The 14,826-nt window shown below is 59.0% G+C and carries 14 protein-coding genes; 9 read left to right on the top strand and 5 right to left on the bottom strand.

The window, feature by feature from the left end; translation table 11 throughout:
* Positions 1-2 precede the first annotated feature (2 nt).
* Complete coding sequence (locus AEAC466_RS23380) at positions 3-683, top strand: LysE family translocator (protein WP_023456108.1); 681 nt, start codon at positions 3-5, stop codon at positions 681-683.
* A gap of 103 nt (positions 684-786) precedes the next feature.
* Complete coding sequence (locus tag AEAC466_RS23375) at positions 787-1,344, top strand: CC0125/CC1285 family lipoprotein (protein ID WP_023456107.1); 558 nt, start codon at positions 787-789, stop codon at positions 1,342-1,344.
* Positions 1,345-1,397: 53 nt separating this feature from the next.
* On the opposite strand, the gene AEAC466_RS23370 is transcribed toward AEAC466_RS23375, so the two are convergent.
* Positions 1,398-2,171 (bottom strand): DUF6065 family protein, encoded by a 774-nt coding sequence (locus AEAC466_RS23370; protein ID WP_023456106.1) that lies wholly within the window; start codon positions 2,169-2,171, stop codon positions 1,398-1,400.
* 38 nt (positions 2,172-2,209) lie between these two features.
* On the opposite strand from AEAC466_RS23370, the gene AEAC466_RS23365 reads away from it, so the two are divergent.
* The 3 genes from AEAC466_RS23365 to AEAC466_RS23355 are packed head-to-tail and all read left to right on the top strand — an operon-like array spanning position 2,210 to position 3,886.
* Entirely contained in the window at positions 2,210-2,719 is a 510-nt protein-coding gene (locus AEAC466_RS23365) for a prolyl-tRNA synthetase associated domain-containing protein (protein ID WP_023456105.1), read from the top strand.
* A 60-nt stretch (positions 2,720-2,779) separates the two neighbouring features.
* Entirely contained in the window at positions 2,780-3,652 is an 873-nt protein-coding gene (gene trxA / locus AEAC466_RS23360) for a thioredoxin (protein ID WP_023456104.1), read from the top strand.
* 9 nt (positions 3,653-3,661) lie between these two features.
* A complete protein-coding gene (locus AEAC466_RS23355; RefSeq protein WP_023456103.1) occupies positions 3,662-3,886 on the top strand; it encodes a Trm112 family protein in 225 nt (74 codons plus the stop codon).
* Between the two features lie 9 nt (positions 3,887-3,895).
* Here AEAC466_RS23355 and AEAC466_RS23350 read toward each other — a convergent pair whose 3' ends face one another.
* Entirely contained in the window at positions 3,896-5,140 is a 1,245-nt protein-coding gene (locus AEAC466_RS23350) for a UbiH/UbiF/VisC/COQ6 family ubiquinone biosynthesis hydroxylase (RefSeq protein WP_023456102.1), read from the bottom strand.
* 192 nt (positions 5,141-5,332) lie between these two features.
* Between AEAC466_RS23350 and AEAC466_RS23345 the strand changes: the two genes are divergently transcribed.
* On the top strand, positions 5,333-7,816 hold the full coding sequence (locus tag AEAC466_RS23345) for an FtsK/SpoIIIE family DNA translocase (protein WP_023456101.1): 2,484 nt from the start codon (positions 5,333-5,335) through the stop codon (positions 7,814-7,816).
* Between the two features lie 106 nt (positions 7,817-7,922).
* On the opposite strand, the gene galA is transcribed toward AEAC466_RS23345, so the two are convergent.
* Positions 7,923-10,361: a beta-galactosidase GalA gene (gene galA / locus AEAC466_RS23340; protein ID WP_023456100.1), complete on the bottom strand. Its 2,439-nt coding sequence runs from the start codon at positions 10,359-10,361 to the stop codon at positions 7,923-7,925.
* Between the two features lie 194 nt (positions 10,362-10,555).
* On the opposite strand from galA, the gene AEAC466_RS23335 reads away from it, so the two are divergent.
* The 3 genes from AEAC466_RS23335 (at position 10,556) to AEAC466_RS23325 (ending at position 12,690) form a co-directional block, all read left to right on the top strand.
* Positions 10,556-11,239: a LolA family protein gene (locus tag AEAC466_RS23335; protein ID WP_031237929.1), complete on the top strand. Its 684-nt coding sequence runs from the start codon at positions 10,556-10,558 to the stop codon at positions 11,237-11,239.
* 238 nt (positions 11,240-11,477) lie between these two features.
* Positions 11,478-12,281, top strand: coding sequence for an exodeoxyribonuclease III (gene xth / locus AEAC466_RS23330; protein WP_023456098.1), 804 nt, complete (start codon positions 11,478-11,480; stop codon positions 12,279-12,281).
* Positions 12,274-12,690, top strand: coding sequence for a hypothetical protein (locus tag AEAC466_RS23325; protein WP_023456097.1), 417 nt, complete (start codon positions 12,274-12,276; stop codon positions 12,688-12,690). Before xth ends, AEAC466_RS23325 begins: the two co-directional genes overlap by 8 nt.
* 35 nt (positions 12,691-12,725) lie before the next feature.
* Here AEAC466_RS23325 and AEAC466_RS23320 read toward each other — a convergent pair whose 3' ends face one another.
* Both AEAC466_RS23320 and AEAC466_RS23315 read right to left on the bottom strand, forming a co-directional pair.
* On the bottom strand, positions 12,726-13,247 hold the full coding sequence (locus AEAC466_RS23320) for a lipocalin family protein (RefSeq protein ID WP_023456096.1): 522 nt from the start codon (positions 13,245-13,247) through the stop codon (positions 12,726-12,728).
* A gap of 64 nt (positions 13,248-13,311) precedes the next feature.
* On the bottom strand, positions 13,312-14,706 hold the full coding sequence (locus tag AEAC466_RS23315) for an L-serine ammonia-lyase (protein WP_023456095.1): 1,395 nt from the start codon (positions 14,704-14,706) through the stop codon (positions 13,312-13,314).
* Positions 14,707-14,826 lie beyond the last annotated feature (120 nt).

Genomic DNA, 14,826 nt, shown 5'->3' with positions numbered 1-14,826 from the left:
GCATGTCCGCCGTCGTCGATCTCAACAAATATTATGCCTTCCTGGCCGCTATGTTTTTGATGGCGATTTCGCCAGGCCCCGCCAATATGTTCTTCGTGCGCATCGGACTGGCGCGGTCCTACCGGCGAGTTTTTCTGGGCGTAGTCGGGGTCAATCTGGCCACGTTGGTGTGGTTTATCGCGGCCGCCTTCGGTCTGCAGGTCATCATGATGACCCTCCCCCTGCTCTTTCAGATCATCGCCATCGGCGGTGGCGTTTACCTGGCCTGGATAAGCCTGAAAAGCTTGTACAGCGCCTTCGATCTGCGCAACGAAAAGCTTAGCTTTTCCCTCAGTGAACCCGCCGACCCCAACAGCCCTTTATGGAGCACGTTCCGTGACGGCTTTATGGTGCAGTTGCTGAACCCGAAAGTGACCCTTTTCTTCACGGCCGTTCTCCCGCCATTTCTCGATATCCACCGCGCCATGCCGGCCCAGATGGCGGTTTTCGCCGTCACATCCATCAGTATGGATATACTGTCCATGACCAGTTATGGCCTGGGCGCAGTCACCCTGTCGCACCTGCTCACAAACCCGAAAAACAAGCAGAGATTTGATATTGCCGTCAGCCTGATCCTGCTCAGTATTGCCGGGGTGATCATCTGGCATTCCCTGACAGACCTGTTCCATATCCAACCCGTCTAATCCCTTATGGCGGCAATATTCCCGGCTTACAAATGCCACATTGACGCCTCATCTTGACAGGTTAATACTCTGGTAAAGTTCCGTATCCGTGGGGAGTTACATAATGAAACGCCTGAACCGCCCTCTGGCCCTTGCCCTCCTGGCCGCCGCCAGCCTGACAGTATTGTCGGCCTGCGCCACGCCTACTCCGTATCAGCCCGCCATGGCCACAGGGGCGACCCGTGACCGCGGTTATTCGGAAACCCGGCTGGAAGAAAACCGCTACCGCCTAAAATTCTCCGGCAACGACATGACGGGTCGGGACACGGTTGAAAATTATCTTCTGTATCGGGCCGCCGAACTGACACTTAGCTCCGGTTTCGACTGGTTTGAAATCGTATCGCGCGGCACCGACGAAAAACGCCGCACCGTGACCTATAACGATCCGTTTTACGATGGCCTGTCGTGGCGTTTCTACGGCCGCAACCGCTGGAGCCGCTGGGGTGCCTGGGGCTCTGACTTCGGCATGGATACCTTTGAATATACGCGTTACGAAGCGGTCGCTGAAATCGTCATGCATAAGGGTCCAAAGCCCGACAGCAACCCAGCCGCCTACGACGCCCGCGCCATCAAGTCTAGCCTGGAACCCCGCATCGTCCGCCCGGCCGCCCCGCGCCAATAGGGCTTTGCTCAAACCAGTAAAAAACCCTCCGGTTCGCGCCGGAGGGTTTTTGTTTATCTGCCTGTTTTTTTGGGACGGATAACCTTTGGCGTCTTGAGCCTGCGACGGTTGGTATGGTCGTCCACCTTCTCGATCACTTGACCTGTGGGGTCGGGCTTCTCACCCTTGAAATAGAATTTCTGCCAGGCTTCCTTGATGGTTTCAGGGTCGCGGCGGACCAGGCTTTCGTTGAATTCCGAACGCGTCTTGGCCCAGGCATCAAACTGCTTCTTCAGCTCCGTGTCGCTTTCCAGCGATTTGATCACCGGTTGGAATTCATCCTGCTTCTTGTGCTCGACGACCTGGATGAAACAGAAGGGCTCGCCCTTTTTGAAACTCACCATGCCCGGCCGCGTCATTATCCAGTTCATAGTGAACGGGAAAGGCAGCCAATCGGTTTCAACAAGCCCGGTCAGCGGCTGGATGCCATCCTTGACGTGATTGGGAGCGCCGGATGCCAAGACCGCGTAGCCCGGCGGCGTTCGGAACATATAGCCGGTATGAAACGTCAGGACGCCATGGGTGAAGTGCGACGACACCAGATGTTCCAGCGCGTAATCGGGATCGGAATCACAGGAAATGACCAAATCGTCCTTACCCTTGCCGCCGTTCCAGACAACAGTGAAATCGACCGGGCAGATAATTTCCCAGCCGGTCGTATTGGCCATGACCAGGGGCAGGCAACGGTACGGAAACCGGGCCTGAAACGCATCCATCCAATCCCGATCGGGCCGTCCCGGCACGATTTCCGGGGGATAGGTGGTCATCACGAAGCATTCCAGTTCCATCTGGCAGTTCCATCCTTATTGCGTTAGACACAACGGCCATGACCGATACGCTCTACACGCCTGAAAAACTGCTCGAAGCCTTAAATGATTTGGGCCTGAAAACAAGCACCCTCTCCCACGAAGCGGTCTTCCGCGTCGGTGAAGGTGACGACATAAAGTCGCAACTGCCCGGCGCCCATACCAAGAACCTGTTTCTCAAGGACGACAAGGGTCAGCTATGGCTGATATCGGCCGAACAAACCACCCAGATCAACCTGAAGGCCTTGCCTAAAATCATCGGCTCAGGCCGTTTGTCATTCGGATCGGAGGAGCGGCTGCATGCGGCCCTGGGCGTGCGTCCGGGCTCGGTAACCGCGCTGGGCCTGATCAACGATCCGCACCACCGGGTGAAGTTCATTTTGGACAAGGCCTTGGCCGACGCCGATATCGTCAACTTCCACCCGTTGACCAACACGGCCACAACATCGCTCAGCCAGGCCGATTTCCGCACCTTCATCGCCTCGCTCGGACGTGATTTGGTGGTGATCGATTTCACAGCGATCACTTGATTCAATTGAAGCGAAGGCCCACTTGAGCTAAGCCGAATGGCAAAATGTGAGAGGTACCCCATGGCCAGCAACGACCCCAATATCATCGACGGCACCGAACAGACCTTCATGGACGATGTTATCGAGGAATCGATGACCCGTCCGGTCATCGTCGATTTCTGGGCGACCTGGTGCGGACCGTGCCGCCAGCTCGGTCCCGCACTCGAAAAGGTGATCGGTGAGCAGAAGGGCAAGGTCAAGCTGGTCAAGATCGACGTCGACAAGAACCAGGGCATTGCCGCGCAGTTGCGCATTCAGTCTATCCCGACCGTCTATGCGTTCGTCGGCGGCCGCCCTGTCGACGCCTTCATGGGCGCCAAGTCGGAAACAGAACTGCGCGCCTTCATCGATAAGCTGGCCACCGCCGATGGCGGTCCGTCCCTGGACGAAGCCCTGGCCCTGGCCGCCAAGTCGGTCGACGATGGCGACATGCCCAGCGCCATGGAGGCCTACGCCTTCGTGCTGGAGCAAGACCCGGAAAACAACAAGGCCGTCGCCGGCATGGCGCGGATTTATCTGAAGCTGCAACAGCCCGACCACGCCAAGGCCATTCTTGACCAGGTGCCGGCCGACAACAAGGATCCGGACATCCTGGGACTTCGTGCCGCGCTGGAACTGGCCGAAGGGGCGCCAACCGACGTGGCCGGCCTGCGGGCGAAGGTCGCCCAGAATGATCGCGACTTCGACGCCTGGTACGATCTGGGGCGCGCCCTGGCCGCACAGGGCGAAACGGCCGAAGCGATCAACGCCCTACTCGAAATCGTCAAATACGAGCCGGAGTGGAACAATCAGGCCGCCCGTACCTATCTGTTCAAGATTTTTACCGCGCTCGGCAATACGTCCGAGTTGACCAAGGCTGGCCGTCGCCGCCTGTCATCCATGCTGTTTAGCTAAGGCCTCGCCATGACCGATATCGAAACCTACGCCAAGACCGACTCCCTCAAGGCCGAGATCGAAGTCGATCCGCGCCTGCTCGAAGCCCTGGTCTGCCCGGTAACACGCCGCCCGCTGACCTATGACAAGGCGGCTCAGGAACTGATCAGCCCGACCGTCGGGCTGGCCTTCCCCATCCGCTCCGGCGTACCGATCATGCTGGTCGATCAGGCGCGCAAGTTCGATCCCGCCTAGACCTGCTGGCTAGACCAGTTCGCCCCGTAACAGCTTCGGCAGGTCGCCCGTCGCCGCGCCGGCGTCTTCCATGACGAAGGTGCGCAAGGCCGGCACGCGGTTGAACAGGCCTATGCCGACACCCCGCGCCAGGCGCAGCAGCGGATTGCCGTTGGAGAAGAGACGCACAAAACCGTCCATCACCACCGAGGTCGAGACATTGTCGAAACGACGCCATTTGGCATAGCGTTCGAGCACCAGATCGGTGCCGATATCTTCACCCAGACGCGTTGCCTCAATCAGGACTTCGGCCAGCGCGGCGACATCTTTCAGACCGAGATTGAGCCCCTGACCGGCGATCGGATGGATGCCGTGAGCGGAATCAGCCAGCAGGGCCAGGCGGCCTTTGTACATCTCTTCCGCCAGCCCAAGCCCGAGCGGATAGATGAATTTCGGTCCGACCAGGGTGATATTACCCAAGAACTCACCGAAGCGGGCCAGCAGATGATCATGGAACAACTGATCGTCCACCTGCATCAAGGCCTTAGCCTTGGCATGTGTTTCCGACCACACGATGCAGGCGCGATTGCCGTTGAGCGGCAGGATGGCGAATGGCCCCGTCGGCAGGAAATGTTCGTAGGCAACGTGGTTGTGCGAATGGTCCAGTTGAACCGTGCACACCACCGCGCTTTGATCATATGACCAGTTGATATTCTTGATGCCTGCCTTTTCACGCAGGGTCGATTTGCGACCTTCGGCGGAAACGATCAGCGGCGCGCGCAGGGTTTCGCCCGTATCGAGATCGAGTTCAGAGAAGGCCCCATTGTCACGACGTTCAGCCACGGTGGCCGGTGTAATCAGGCGAATTTCCTGTCTGGTGACTTCCTCATACAGCGCCTTACGGACCTGGCGGTTTTCGACCATGTAGCCAAGCGGTTCGTCACCAGTGCGGTCGGAAATTTCATCCGAGGCGAAGTGGAGGAAAAAGGGCAGCGGCCGGGGCGCGGAAGCACCCGGCAAATGACCATCGGTAACGAAGATTTCGTCCATCCGGCAGGCATGTTTTTCAAGCACATCCCCAACGCCCAAGGCCTTCCATTGCCGGAAACAGGCATAGGCGATGGCCGATGCACGTCCATCGAAGGAGACATCGAGCATGTCGTCGAACGGCTGGCGCTCGATCAGCGCGACCTCAAGTCCGCCGGATTTGAGGGCCAGGGCCAAGGTCATGCCGGCCATGCCGGCACCGACGATAATCACATCATAGCTTTTCATGCCCCCATCATAGCGGCCGGGCGGCAAAGCGCAATGCGGTCAGGTGACGCGGAGATCGGCAACAGGGTTAAAATTTTTGTCTAAATCCGGCTGGAAAGTCGGCCGGGACACCGGATCGTAAACAGCTCTTAACCCTTTTCATGGCATGTGCTGAGGCTCAGCCGAAACTTGTGAAGACCCGATATCGTACCTATGTCCAGCCTGACCATGACCGTTTGGAACGCCTTTGACACCCATATGCGCGCCATCTGGCAATCCGCCATCATGGCCCGTCTGCGCGGAGCCTTCGTTGCGCTGGCGGGCTTCGCCGGGTTCGTGGCATTGGCGACCTATCACGCCGAAGACCCAAGCTTCAATACGGTCGGTCACGGTCCGATCCACAATGCCCTGGGGTCATTCGGCGCCATCATCGCAGATATAGGCTCGCAATCAATCGGTCTGGCGGCCTGGCCCGCCGCCGCCCTGATGATCTATTTCGGTCTGCAGCGCACCTTCCATCCCGATCCGGACCAAACCCGCGTGAAGCTGCGTCTCCACGCCCTATGGGCCACGCTGTTCGTTCTGGCCCTGGCTGCCGCCATCGCCCCGCTGATGACTTCTCAAGATGCGGTTCTGGGCCAAAGCTGGGGCGGCTTCTGGGGATCGGGCATTCATAACCTGTTGAAATCGCTGTTCGACTTCATGCACCTGCCCGGCTCGGCCATTATCGCCAGCGTGATCTGGGGCGGCCTCGCCCTGCTTGGTTTCAACAAGGCTTTGAGCCTCCATATGGGCCACTATCTGCATCTGTCGAGCGCAATCGGCGCCCTGACGCGCAACGCGTTTTCAGGCGTGTCCCTCGGCGGCATGGCGACCAATGCGGGCGAAGCTGTCGCCACAAAAGTAAAGCGCACCCCAAAGGTCAAGCCGGTGGCCGAAGACCTGGCCGATGACGGTGCCCAAGACGATGATTTCGCGCCCGCCCCGGCCCCCGCCTTCAGTGCAGGACCGCGTATTTCGCCAAAGACGGCCAAGACCGGCGCCCTTCCGCCGCTCGATGATGAAATGGCGCCTTACGAAGACCCCGACTTTATCGACGACATCGCGCCCCTTCCTGTCATGGACATCAAACCGGCCAAGCCTGCGCCCCGGGTAGAAGCGGAAAAACAGCCGGTATTCGAATTCCTCCGGCCCGGCAATTTCCGTTTGCCGGAGCTGTCCATCCTGGCCAAACCTAAGCCGCGCAGCCACGCCTATGACGAGGATTCGCTGCGTCAGAACGCCCGGATGCTAGAAAGCGTCCTGGCGGAATTCGGTGTACGCGGCGTCATCGACCAGATTCGCCCTGGCCCCGTCGTCACCCTTTACGAACTGGCCCCGGCCGCCGGCGTCAAGGGCGCCCGCGTCGTCGCCCTGGCTGACGACATCGCCCGGAACATGTCGGCCCGGTCGTGTCGCGTGTCGATCGTTCAGGGCCGCAACGCCATCGGCATCGAACTGCCGAATCATAAGCGTGAAACCGTCTATCTGCGCGATCTTCTTGCCTCCAACGAATTTGAGCGCGCCGGTCACATCCTGCCGATGGCGCTGGGTGAAAGCATCGGCGGTGAGCCCTATATCACCGACCTGGCCAAGATGCCCCACCTGCTGATCGCCGGTACCACCGGTTCGGGTAAGTCGGTAGGGGTCAACGCCATGATCCTGTCAATCCTGTACCGTCTCGATCCCGAGCAGTGCAAATTCATCATGATCGATCCGAAGATGCTGGAACTCAGCGTCTATGACGGCATTCCGCACCTGCTGGCCCCGGTTGTCACCGACCCCAAAAAGGCCGTCGTGGCGCTGAAGTGGACCGTCAAGGAGATGGAAGACCGCTATCGCCGCATGTCCAAGATTGGTGTGCGCAACATCGCCAGCTTCAACGAACGCGCCCGCGCGACTGCCGCCGAAGGCAAGAATTTCGTGCGCAAGGTTCAGACCGGCTTCGATGAAACGGGTCAACCTGTCTACGAATTCGACGAAATGGTGCCCGAGCCCATGCCCTATATCGTCGTGATCATCGACGAAGTGGCCGACCTGATGATGGTGGCGGGCAAGGACATCGAAGGCGCGGTCCAGCGTCTGGCCCAGATGGCCCGTGCCGCAGGCATCCACCTGATTATGGCTACCCAGCGCCCGTCGGTCGACGTCATCACCGGCACGATCAAGGCCAACTTCCCGACCCGGATTTCGTTCCAGGTCACCTCCAAGATCGATTCGCGCACCATTCTAGGCGAACAGGGTGCCGAACAACTGCTTGGACAGGGCGACATGCTATTCATGGCCGGCGGCGGCCGTATTACCCGCCTGCACGGTCCCTTCGTATCGGATGAGGAAGTCGAGGCCGTCGCCCAATTCCTGCGCGATCAGGGCACGCCGAACTATCTCGAAGACGTCACCTATGGCGGCGATGAAGAAAGCGGATCGGATGGCGGCGCCGGCGAAGGCGGCGGGTCCGGCGACGACCTCTACGACAAGGCCGTCTACTACGTCACCTTCGACCGCAAGGCCTCGACCTCCTACATCCAGCGCAAGCTTCAGATCGGCTATAACCGCGCCGCCAGCCTGATGGAAAAGATGGAGCAGGAAGGCGTGGTCGGCCCCGCCAACCATGTCGGCAAGCGCGACATCCTGGTTGGTCCCCCTGCCGGCCATTAGCGTTTTCCGAAAAGTGTGAGGCACGTCTCGGATCAAAAAGCGGGTAAAAACAAAAAATTAGAGCGCCGATCTGATGCAATCAGATCGGCGCTTTAATATGACGGGTCTATCCCTTCACATCCACCCGGCCAGAAATCAGCCCCTCGGACCGAGCGGTAATCTGTATCGCGCCTGGACGGCCACCCGCTTTTTGCACGATCGCCTGGGCCAATCCGTTAAACGCCTTGCGAGAGGTCGCCTTGTCCGGTTCGTGGCTGGTCGGGTTGCCGTTGCCGACCCCGATAACCCGCGCCGGTCCTTCGACATCGAAATGAATCAAATTGTCAGCGCGTGGCGCGGCTATGCCCTTGGCATCGAATAGCTCCGCCTTCAGAACGGTGATATCGTCGATAATGTCGGCGGTCAAAACCACCCGGGCCGCGTCGCATGCCGTGCGGCGTTCGGCCTTCATGACGACCTTGCCACCTTTATAGCCATAGGCCGTTATCTGGCCCGGTGCGAACGGAATGCTCCACTCAAGGTGACGGTCCTTCACCACAGTCTTGCGGCCGGCCGACTTGCCGTTAACGAACAATTCGACAGCTTCGCAGTTGGAATGCACCCAGACCGGCACGACCTTACCCGTCTCCCAGTTCCAGTGCGGGAACAGGTGCAAGACCGGCTTATCCGACCACCAGGCTTGGTAATACCAGTAGTTATCCTTGGGAAAGCCGCACAAATCCATGATGCCAAAGTGCGAAGTCACCGATGGCCACCAATTGAAAGGGGTCGGCTCTCCACGATAGTCGAAGCCGGTCCAGACAAAGCCGCCAAGCAGGTTCGGCGTCGCGTTATACAACGGCCACCAATTTTCGGCCGTGTGTCCCCATTTTGGCGCCGTTGTGTCATAGGCCGGCACATAGAGTTTGGTGTCGGAGCGCTCATATTCGCCACGCGTACACAGGGTCGACGCGGTTTCCGTAGCCACCACCGGCAGGTTTGGAAACTTTTCACGGACTGGCTCAAGTCGGTTAACGTAATAGTTGACCCCCAGAACGTCCAGCGCTGCGGTGATGCCATAACCCTGGCCGTTGTTCATTGCCGCTGTAATCGGACGCGTTGGGTCCAGCCGCTTGACGACCCGCCTCATGTCACGGGCGATTTTCAGTCCGCGGGCCGTGCCTTGCTGCGGCTCCTCGTTGCCGATCGACCACAGGATGATGGATGGATGGTTGCGGCCACGGCGTACAAGGGTTTCCAGTTCGGCCAGGCCTTCCGGCGCGGACGTCATCAGTCGCGTTTCGTCGATGACCAGCAATCCCATGCGGTCGCACGCATCCAGAACCTCCGGCGTCGCCGGGTTATGCGACGACCGATAGGCGTTGGAGCCCATGGCCTTCAGTTGCTGCAGGCGCCAGATATGCAGGGCGTCAGGGATGGCCGAACCAACACCGGCGTGATCCTGGTGGTTATTGGTGCCCTTGATCTTCATGGGCTGGCCATTGAGGAAGAAGCCATCGACCTTGAACACCACTTCACGCAGTCCGAACGTACTGGTGAAGGTATCCACCGCGACGCCTGCCTCGACGATTTCGGTTTTCACGGTATAGAGATGCGGATCATCCAGGCCCCACAGACGCGGCCGGTCGAGCTTGGTCGCCTGATTGATCGTCTGTTCCGTCTGGGCAGCCAAGGTGACAGGCGTTTCCAGCCGGGACACGGTGTGGCCGTCACGGTCGGTGATGGTGGACACAAGCACGACCGTCTTGTCCGCGTCACTGGCGACACGGGTTTCGATATCAACGGCGCTCGAAATATCCGATTTTATGTAAACGCCCCACTGCGGCACGTAGGTCCGGCCGCTCTTGACCATTCGGACGTGACGATAAATGCCGGCGCCTTCGTAGAACCAGCCTTCGCCATACGAGGCATCGACCCGCACCAGCAACACATTGGGGGTGTCGTCGGTATTTATGAAGTTGCTGATATCGACTTCGAACGGGGTGTAGCCGCTTTCATGGCGGTTGATAATGTAGCCGTTCAGGAAGACGGTGGAATCGCGAAATACGCCGTCAAATTCCAATGTCAGGCGTTTCAGCTCATCGCCGGGCTCAAGCTTGAACACCTTTCGATACCAACCGACGCTGGTTTCGGGAAATTTGCGGCCGACGGGTTTGTAGCCATGCGCCGCCGCCTCGTCCTCTTCATATTCGCGCCCGCCGGGCACATAGGTTTCGTTGTTGACAAAGGGCAGGTCCACCGCCCAGTCGTGCGGCAACTGTACCGCCGTCCAAGTGCTGTCGTCATATTTGACCTCGGACGCCACGACACCTGACGATCCCTGCTTGGCGTGGGTATATTGATAGGCACCATAGCCGAAGTCGCGGGCGACATCGCTGGCGTGGCCAAACGCGAAGCGCCAATTGTCGTCAAATCTGATAATCTGGCGTGGACCCGTATCTGGGCTGAGCGGCGCCGCTACGGACTGACCCGTCGCAACGACGGCGGGGACAAGCGACAGCGCTGCCGTTCCTTGCAAGAGATGACGACGGTTCAATCCAGCCATGGGGCGCTCCTTCTATGGTAGACAAACTTAAATCGACTTACGGCCCGATGACAAGAATAATGTATACGATTTTTACTGAATGGCATTTTCAGTCGCGGTTCACCCGTCCTCGGATAAGGTCGTAAAAAGGACGCCTTGGAATGTTGTTTCAAAGCATTGGATTTTTACGAACATTGTCTTTATGGATTTTGGCCATGACCGATCTGAACAAACGCACGCTTTTGCTGGGCCTTACGGCCACAGGCCTGGTTTCCGCCTTCGCGTCCGGCCTGCCCGCCGCGGCACAAAATAGCAAAAACCAGTTTGGCGGGTTGATTACACCGCCCAATTTCAACGCCGCCGACAAGGCGCGGATCAAGAAAGCGACCGAATACCTGCAAGGCCTGGCCACCGGACAGGGCCGGTTTGAACAAACCGATTACAAGGGTCGCCGCACCACCGGTAATTGGTATATTGCCCGTCCCGGGAAGATGCGGTTCGAATACGACCCGCCCTATTCGCTGCTCATCGTGTCGGACGGCAAGAACGTGAATATGTGGGACCCACGCCTGCAATCTTTTGATAGCTATCCCTTGAGCGAAACCCCCCTGTCTCTTTTCCTCGCCCGTCAGATTCGCCTGGATCAGGGCGTCGTTGTCACAGCGGTCAGTTCCAACGCCCAAGGCTTCATCCTGAAAGCGCGCGACCGCCGCAAATCGGTGGAAGGCAATATCACCCTGGGCTTCAGCCAATCCGGCGACGGCGGGGTCGGTCTGCGCGAATGGACCATCACCGATGCGCAAAATCGCGCCACAACGGTCCAACTGACCAGTTTCACCCGCGATTCGGGGCTAAATCCGTCGCTTTTTGTGTTGAATAAGCCGCAGACAAAAAAATAACGTCAGATCAAACTTTTTTCTTGTCGTTTTTTATTGATCGTGTTATTTTTCACACATGGAGATTGACGGCGGTTTTTCTCTAGGCCCGGATCTTTCCGGGCGTTCGTTTTCCCTTTTTTCTCTTCGTGTTATGTGCCAAAATCTTTAAACCGGTTCGTCAGCGCGAACCGGTTTTTTTTGTCTGTTTGCGCGACCGACCTCCGTCATGTGAAACAGGCGGCCGGGAAAGCTTTTTGGAATGCGCCTTAGCCTTGCGTCGTGGAATGTCAACTCGGTCCGGCTCCGCCTGCCGCAGGTTGAACAGTTTTTAAAATCCAACGACATAGACGTCCTGTGCCTTCAGGAAATCAAATGTCAGGAACACGAGTTTCCACGCGACGCGTTTGAAGCCCTGGGCTATCCCCACATCCATATCGCGGGCCAAAAGGGCTGGCATGGCGTGGCCCTGGTCTCACGCGTGCCATTCGATGCGCAAGCCACACCCACCTTCTGCCGCCGCAGCGAGGCCCGAGCCCAGGCCATCCGTATCGGCGACATCGATATCTGGAACTTCTACATCCCGGCCGGCGGCGACCTGCCCGACCGCGAGGCCAATGACAAGTTCGATCACAAGCTGACCTTCTATGAACGCCTGACCGATGATCTGGCGCGGCGCGGCGTGGACAAGCCCTTGCTGATCTGCGGCGACCTGAATATAGCGCCCGGCGAATTCGATGTCTGGAGCCATCGCCAGATGCTACGCGTCGTCAGCCATACGCCGGCGGAAATAGCCGCGTTCGATGCATTGATGCGAGCGGGCGCGCTGCACGACCCGTTCCGCGTCGCCTATCCCGATCCGCAGAAGATTTTTACCTGGTGGAGCTATCGCGCCGCCGATTTTCGTAAAAGCAATCGCGGGCTGAGGTTGGATCATATTCTGCTCAATCCCGGTTTGATGGCAAAGGTCGGCGACCGCATCGCCGCCAAAATCCATGACACGGTTCGCGAATGGGATCGCCCAAGCGACCACGCCCCCATCCAGGTCGAGTTCCACTATGACTGATACCGTCGAAAGCCGCCTCCCCGCCGACATTCTGGCAAAGGCCGATCTGCGTCACAACGAATATGCCTGGCGCGTAGATGACCTACCGGACGTTATTGCCGCCGCCCGGGCGTTGGGACTGCGCAATATCGGCGGCCAACTGCAAATACGCACGCCGGACGCCATTGGCGAATGCGACTGGATCGACATCGATGCCTGCCAACTCATCCCGCCAGTCCTGCCGTGGGAGGCACAGGTCGAGATGGCGGCCAATATATCCTTGCAGGCTCTGGCAGAATTAAAAGCCGAGGTCGATTTCGCAGCGGAAATTCGCGAAGCCTTCCCAGGACCGGTCGAACAACTGCTGGCCGATGGCGGCCGTTTGGAAGACGCCATATGGTTCGTATGGTACGTCGACGCCGAAGACTAAAGCGCGCGCCGTCTCTGAACATGTTGATGTCGCGCTCAGAAGGCCGGGAATTCCAGCTTGGCGACATCGTAACCCAGCGCCTTCGCCTTGGCGACCATCACCTCACGCGCCTGCGGCGACGGCACCGCGCGAGCGTAGATCCACAGGTTCTTCATGGCCGGATCGGCGCTGATGAACCAGCTACGATCGGGGGCTTCGTACAGAACCCAATAGTTCCAGGTGATAAAGAGCGGATATTGCACGCGCAGGCGGGAATTGTCGCCACCGGCATCGGTCAGCGTGCCCTTTCCCTTGATGGTTTTGAGCTTACCCGATGGCGTGCCCGCATGACACCCGTCTTCCACCGCCACCGCGCCCGGCGTCTGGCCTGGACCATAGGTCGTGTAGCCAGCGACGCAGCCGTCGGTCAGCCACATGGGCCGGCGCGCGATTTCGAGCCAGGTGCCACTGTAATGACTCATCGGCACAGCGGCGGTTTTGGGCGCCCTGTCCGGGGCCGGTATGGAGGCACAGGACGACAACAGAAGCGCCGCACCGATCGTCAAATATCGCAACATAACCTATCCTTTTTTGACCCGGCCCATAAGCTATACGCCAGAAGGATGGTTTCGGATTAGCCGATCAGCACTCCACGACATTGACAGCCAGACCACCCTGGGATGTTTCCTTATACTTTGACGACATGTCGAGGCCCGTCTGGCGCATGGTTTCTATGACCTGATCCAGAGTGACCTTGTGTTCGCCGCTGTCGCGTAAGGACAGGCGGGCCGCATTGGCCGCCTTCACGGCGCCGATGGCGTTGCGTTCGATGCAGGGAATCTGGACCAGGCCGCCGACCGGATCGCAGGTCAGGCCGAGATTGTGTTCCATGCCAATTTCTGCCGCGTGTTCGATCTGCGAGGCGCTGCCGCCCCACACGGCGCACAGGCCGGCAGCCCCCATGGAGCAGGCCACGCCAACCTCCCCCTGACAGCCCATTTCAGCGCCGGAGAGAGAGGCGCGTTGCTTGTAGATCATGCCAATCCCGGCCGCCGTGAGCAGGAAACGCCCGATCTTGCCTTCCGATACCGCGTCACCCGGCTGCCAGCCGTCGAAGGCGCAATAATAGCGGATCAGCGCCGGTATCACGCCCGCTGCGCCGTTGGTCGGCGCCGTGACAACGCGCCCGCCGGCGGCATTTTCTTCATTGACCGCCATGGCGAACACGTTGAGCCAGTCGAACAGGCGTTCCGATTCTTGATTGTGACTTTCGCTGATCAGGGTGTCGTATAGCCGTGACGCGCGCCGTTTGACGTTCAGTCCACCCGGCAAAATGCCTTCGGACCGCAGGCCCCGGTCGATGGCACCGCTCATGACTTGCCAGATGCGCAGCAAGCCGGCATCGGTTTCGGCGCGGGGACGCCGCGCGTCTTCATTGGCCAGGACGACGTCGTATATATTCAACCCGTCACGGGCACAGATGGCGAGCAGTTCCGCGGCGGATGAAAACGGCAAGGCCCCCTTGCCCGCCACGCCGATACGGTCGTTTTCGGCCGGTCGCGACAATTGTTCCGCCGAAGCGATGAAACCGCCGCCGGTGGAATAAAAGGTCGACGAAAAAAGTTCCGAGGCTGCAGCATCATATAGTCGCACGCACAGGCCGTTCGGGTGCATGCGCGGCATGATATCGCCACGAAAATCGACGTCACGGCGATAATTGAAACCGATGCTCGGACCGTCGAAAAGTGCTATATCGCTTGCCGTTTTCAATGCCGCGAACGTGGCTTCCGCCCAATCGGGGTCAAGGGTGTCGGGCTCGGCGCCGACAAGTCCCAATATCGCCGCCTTGTCCGAACCGTGCCCTATGCCGGTCAAGGCCAATGAGCCCTGTAGCTCGACCATGACACGGGCGGCGCGATCCAGCACCCCTTTGTTCTTTGCCTCCTGCAGGGCGCGCTTGGTGATACGCATCGGCCCCACCGTATGCGAACTGGATGGACCGATCCCAATCTTGAAGATGTCGAGAGTGGACAACATGGTCTGGCGCCCTTTGCGAAACGTGAAACGCGCCTTCGCTTCGGCGCATCGGAAACGGCGCTTGTTTTGAACCCGTTTTGCGGAAAAGAACAGATAGTTTCCGTAAAAACTATCTTGCGC

The organism is Asticcacaulis sp. AC466 (assembly GCF_000495815.1).
GTDB lineage: Bacteria > Pseudomonadota > Alphaproteobacteria > Caulobacterales > Caulobacteraceae > Asticcacaulis.
This window is presented reverse-complemented; position numbering and strand designations above follow the sequence as displayed.